Source organism: Akkermansia muciniphila (assembly GCF_002884975.1).
Taxonomy (GTDB): Bacteria; Verrucomicrobiota; Verrucomicrobiia; order Verrucomicrobiales; family Akkermansiaceae; genus Akkermansia; species Akkermansia muciniphila_C.
The window spans coordinates 1-5,587 of record NZ_PJKB01000005.1; the positions used below are offsets into that span (position 1 = coordinate 1).

The window sequence follows — 5,587 nt, forward strand, 5'->3', positions numbered from 1 at the left end:
CTACCGGACGGCGGGAGTGGATGTGCTGGATGCCGGAACGATGAACGTGCGCCAGAGAATCAGGAAGGGGCTGGAAAACGTGGATGTGTCTTCTTTCATGGTGCTGGGGGACGGAAGCGCCTGGGCCGGCACATATGGACGTGGTTTTGTCAGTCTGAAAAAGGGTTCCCTGTCTTACCGGCTGGACAGGAAGCAGCAGGATGATGAGATAGCGTTCCCATCCCCGGGCCGGAAGGAAGACCCGGGCGCAGTCCTGAAGAGGCTGGAAAAGCTTGGAGCGGATGCGCATGCGGGAAAGAGCATTGTGTTCCGCGGGGAGGACTGGTCCACGAAAGGGGACTGGTGCGGGAGGTATGGCCTGACGCGCGCCACGCTGTGCGCCATGAATGCCCCCATGAACAATTCCGAGTTTAAAGCCAAGCAATTACCTGTCCGCATGGAAACGAGCGCCGAAGACCCTAAATGGAAACGAGTGTATCCCTGTTATTGGATTCAGGGACTGATGGGGCTCAACCGCAATCAGGGAGATGGATTGCGCTGGTGGGTACAAAGCGCCAATGTGGCAGGAAACCGCAATGTTCTCTTTGACCCCAGTGATTCCACAAGAACAGAGGCGGAATGGGACGACCACGGGGAAGTATATCCGTCCTTTGTGGACGGTCCCGGTATATGGGTAACTGTGGAAGTGCCGGAAGGGGTTCATGAAATAGCCCTGTATTTCTATAATCCCAACGGATATCTTCAAAATGAATCCAGGCGGGATTATGTGGTAGAAGCCCGGAGGCATCCTTTTTCTTCTTCCATTCAAAGCCTGTTCGATAACAAAGCGGATATTGAAATTGGGAACCGCACTAAAAAAGGGAAGATGCTTGCCGCTTCTATGGAGCAATGGCAGTCGTTCCCGGTGGAAGCGCGTACGCGCGTTTCCAGGTTTGCGGGGTCCGGAGTTTACAAGCGCTTCATGTGCAGAAAAGGCGGCGTATACTTGTTCCATATTTGCAGGAACGGTTCCTTCAATACTATTTTAAATGGGGTATTCATCAATGCGCTTCTTCCTCTGGAAATGAGAACGCCTGATGAATTGCCTTATTATGTTGATGGATTATTTGCAGGCATTATTCCTTCCCCCGAGAGAGTTCATTCTTCTGTTGCCGGGCCGGAGGAGAAGGTTCTTCTCAATCAACTGCTCACTCTCCAGTATCAACCACGGTATGTTACGCCCGCAGGATGTTCCTGCTTGAACAGGTACATTCTTTCCTCATTCCGTGAGGCGGTTGAAGGAAAGAAAAAAAGCAGGTGCTTGGAAGACTGGTTTCAATGGGAAGCCAGAATTTACTCTCCCGATGTACGTTCTTCTTTTGACCAGACCATGGCGGCTGTGTGGGACCAGTGTCAGATTTATTATCCGGATCTCAGATCCAGGGAATGTGTTCCGAATGCCCCGGGCACGATACCTTTTTCCGTAAATGAAGTTTATTTGATGGATAAGCTGGATATTGATTGGAGGCAATATCGAGATGATGCCGAACAACCTCCTGTGAAATCAGTTCAAGAGATGAAGAAACACCTTGAAAATGAATCACAAAAGAAAACGACAACATGAATAATAAAATGATATTGGCTGCGGGAATCAGTCTGTTGAGCATGAACGTGCTCAACGGAGAGATTACCGGGGAGCATACCATGTGGTCAGGAACTCATCTGAATTATGATGGGGTTTCCATTATTAATAAGCCGGCGCTTCCCCAAAAGGGAGTGGAAGCAAAAAAAGGTGTAAAAAATGCCTACAATATTATGCCGGGTAAAGTGACGGTGATTACAAGCCTCAATAAAAATCCTCAGGAAAAACAGGAATGGCTGTACAAAAAAATACATGAAGTACGGATATCCATGACTGGAGATATATATGTAGCGCTGATATTCGCCGATACGAAGAATGATGTCCCCTTCGCCTATGATCCAAATAAATTTGGAACATCGGGAACCCTTTATTCACAAGTCTATATCACGGCCCTGCACAAGGTGACTAAAATGGAGAATAAAAGTGATTTCGGGACCAGCGGAAAGGATGAAGACCCTACTTTTACTTTAGTTAAGAAAATATGACCGGCATTCCGGCGGTATGATGCGGAGGTTTTATTCCTTATCCGGAAAGCGATAAAACTTCAAACAAGGGTTTCCGTATGGCAGGGGCCCTTGTTTTTTAGAGTTGGATATATAGCAAACAGAGGCTGTTCCGCACCTTGCTGGCGGAACAGCCCCTGAATGGAGTTTTCTGTAATTTAGGAAGCTCAGGCCTTTTTTCTGCGGCGCATCAGCAGGGCCGTGAGGCCCAGCAGGCTCAGCGTGGCCGTGCCGGGTTCCGGTACGGCCAGGCCGGTGAAGGTCAGGCTTCCGTTGTTGTAGGTAACGCCGTCCCAGATCAGGTTCTGGCCGTTCTGCGTCAGCGTGAGCAGCGCATCCCAGTCAATGTCGCCCGCAAGGGAGGTGCCTTCACCCAGCGTGATCAGGTCAATCGTCAGGGGGGAAGTGAGGTCCAGCACCAGGTCGCTGCCCAGGTTAAGCGTCAGGCCGCCGGTCACGTTGAGGGTGGATGTTCCCTGCATGTCGATCAGCGCCGTATTGAAGCTGGAGATGTTCAGCGTAGCGTTGTTCAGCGTGGCCGAGGTGGAGCCGGAAAGCGTCAGCACCTGGCCCGTGGAGATCATGGGTGCGCCGGGAGCATTCCCCAGAACCACCGTTGAGTTGTTGATGGCGGCGTTTCCCGTCAGGCCGACGGTGAGGTCCTTGGGAGCGGAAACGCTGCCCAGGTTCTGGATGGTTCCCGTTTGGAGCGTGATGGCGTTGGCAAGGGCCTGGTTGTTGGCATTGAGGGTTCCTCCCTGTACCAGCACGGAACCCTGGCCAAGGGCGGTTGCCGAGTTGGTCTGAAGCGTTCCCTGAACGATAGCAGTGCCTCCGGTGTACGTGTTGTTGCCGGAGAAAACAACCGTGGAACTGTTTTTGTTCACCTTCACGCTCATCTGGTGGGAAGCGTCCTTGTCGGAAATGACGGAGGAAATGGTGAAGTTGTTGCTTCCGCTGGAACCGTTGGTAACCAGCAGTTCCCCTTCACCGGTGATCGTTCCGCCAAGGTTGGTGGCGTTTCCGTAAAGGGAGCCGGAGATGGTCACGCCGGCCCCGGCGGCGTCAACGGTGATGTTGGCGTTGATCGGGGTGTCCGCACCGAAGGCCTTGCAGTTGAGCATCTCAAACGTGGAGCCGGCTTTCATCAGCATGTCCGGAGTTCCTCCCAGCTGGGTGCCCACATTGTTCAGGCTCAGCTTGGCGTTTTGTCCGATGGTGATGGATTCAAACGTATAGGAGGTGTCACTGCCGGACAGGTTGACCGTGCCGGCGTCAATGATCAGGTGGGCGATGTCGGATGCGTGGGAGGCGTCAATGGTGCCCGTGCCGTCCGTTACCTTGCGGACCGTCAGGGTGCTGTCCGCATGGGTGATGGGAATCAGCGTTCCCCCTTCAAAGGTGTATTCCACGTCCCCGGCTCCGGTAAGGTTGAGGGATGTTGCGGAATGCGCCCAGGAGTCGTTGGCATTGTAGCTGGCCGCCGCCATGGTCAGGGCTCCGGCGAAGGTCCAGTTGGGGTTGTCCGTCGTGATGGAGGCGTTTTCCCCCAGCGTCAGGGAACCCGTGTAGAGGGAAGTGGAGTCTCCCGTGATGGAGATGGAGGCATTGTCCCCCAGTGCCAGGCTGCCGGAACCGGAAAGGCCTGTCAGGGTGTTGGTCCCGTTCATGATGACGGAGCCGGCACCGTCAAGGGTGGCGTTTCCGGATACGCTGGAAGACACGGTCAGCGTGGTTCCTTCCGCCGCGCGGAGGATGCCGGGGCCGGACAGGTTCAGGCTGCCGCCGGAAATGGTCAGGTTGCCTCCGGTCAGAAGGATGGCGTCCGTCCGGCGCGTTTCTCCGTCCGCAATGGTCAGTGCGCCCGGTCCGTTGGTGACGTTAATGGAAGCGTAGGTCCCGGCTCCGTCAGCGGCATCTGTCCATGCGGCGTTCCCCAGTTGGGAGGCCGTCCATTCGGAGGAAGCAGTCCCGTCCAGCGTGGCGGTGATTTTAACGCCGTCATAGGTATTGACGATCTGGATGCCCGCAATGCATCCGCGGGTGCCTGAACCGGAGGTGTTCGATGGAGCGGTGATGGTCAGGTTGGGGGAAGTCTGGCCGTCCACATACAGCGTGTTGGTTCCTTCCACTGCCTGGCCGAAGGTTCCCGTTGCCCCCCATGCCCCGGAGCCGGGCGCAGTGGAGGTGCCGTTCCAGGTGTAGGAAACGCCGTTGACGGTCTTGGCGGAGAAATTGCCGTTGGCCGTGTCTGTGTTGCAATAGATGTAGACGCCGTAGGTCAGGAAATCAACGCCGCTGACATTGATGGTGATGCCGCTGCCGTCGTCCAGGTAGCCCTTCAGCATCTGGCCGTCCCCGGTGGAGGGAGTGTCGCCGCCTCGCCAGGTGTTTTTGCTGGACCAGGTGACAGTTGCTCCGGTGGCGTCTCCGCTGTTGTTCTTCAGATCCTGGGCCGTGGACTGGGAGGCTCCGCTGAATTGGTTCCAGTTGGAGCCAAGGACCGGGTCAAGCCCCGCAGTGGAGGAACCCGTAATGGTGCCGTTTGATTCGTTGGTGCCAAAATTGATGCTGATGCTTTCTCCGGCAGCCTGGGACTGGGAGGCGAGAGTCCCGAAGAAGGCTGCTGCGACAAGCCATGCTGTTAGTTGGTGAGGCAAATGAGGTTGCATGAAATTAATACTGTAGTAATTTAAATTATTCCATTCAAATCCAGGAGAAAAGAGACTCCTGCAATACCCGGTTCTTATCGGATTCCGAATCCGCTGCAATGTCTTGAACACATAAATATCAAGACGGTCAGATGGTTATCATTTAATTCATTTTTTCATTAATTGCTATTCCTCCAACTTTTCCAAATCCAAATTCTCCTAACATGTTTTAAACCAAACTTTCCTGTTGACTTCGGATTCGGAATTCGATGTTGATGAATGTCGGGAAGAGCATTTTTGAAAGAAGAAAAAACGGTTGGGCGCCGCTTTTGAGTTAGTCTCCTGCATTTTTCTGTCCGGGTACAGGAAGGGACTTTGTTTTGGGATTTTCTAAACCGTAATAATTTTTATAACTAACATATATTAAACGATTTATGTGGTTTACTGTAAGCTGATTGTGTGATTTTGCAATTGGGTAAAGTTGAGAATAAATTGGAAATGGGGTTGACGTTATCAAAATACGATAATATTCTCACATAATAATCAGGAAATAATTGGTTATGTTAATTAAATTCAAACATTTCATAGGAACGCTCGTATTGGTTTTCCCCCTGCTGGGGGGATGGTCCGCAGGGGAAGTTAAATCCGTCCAGGTGCCGGATCAACTGCCGGAATGCCCGGTGCGGTTTATTCGCGGCACCCTGGTGGCCGGTGACGGCGCTATCTGGGCCGTGGGGGAAAAGGAAAGCATTTACCGTCTCCAGGTAGGGGACGGGGCTTATGAGAAGTCCTGGCTCAATATGGATTATTAT

At 53.0% G+C, this 5,587-nt stretch carries 4 protein-coding genes; 3 read left to right on the plus strand and 1 reads right to left on the minus strand.

Annotation, left to right across the window (positions count from 1 at the left end; all coding sequences use genetic code 11):
* Both CXU21_RS12470 and CXU21_RS12005 read left to right on the plus strand, forming a co-directional pair.
* Positions 1-1,603: hypothetical protein (locus tag CXU21_RS12470; protein WP_180972814.1), on the plus strand; the 1,603-nt coding region annotated here is incomplete at its 5' end.
* The gene (locus CXU21_RS12005; protein ID WP_102726210.1) at positions 1,600-2,106 is read left to right on the plus strand and encodes a hypothetical protein; all 507 of its coding nucleotides are present in this window, start codon (positions 1,600-1,602) and stop codon (positions 2,104-2,106) included. The genes CXU21_RS12470 and CXU21_RS12005, both read left to right, overlap by 4 nt.
* A gap of 185 nt (positions 2,107-2,291) precedes the next feature.
* Here the strand turns inward: CXU21_RS12005 and CXU21_RS12010 are convergent, their stop codons facing one another.
* Positions 2,292-4,796, minus strand: coding sequence for a beta strand repeat-containing protein (locus CXU21_RS12010; protein ID WP_102726211.1), 2,505 nt, complete (start codon positions 4,794-4,796; stop codon positions 2,292-2,294).
* Between the two features lie 539 nt (positions 4,797-5,335).
* Between CXU21_RS12010 and CXU21_RS12015 the strand changes: the two genes are divergently transcribed.
* A partial coding sequence (locus CXU21_RS12015) for a hypothetical protein (protein WP_146017089.1) occupies positions 5,336-5,587 on the plus strand: 252 nt, incomplete at its 3' end.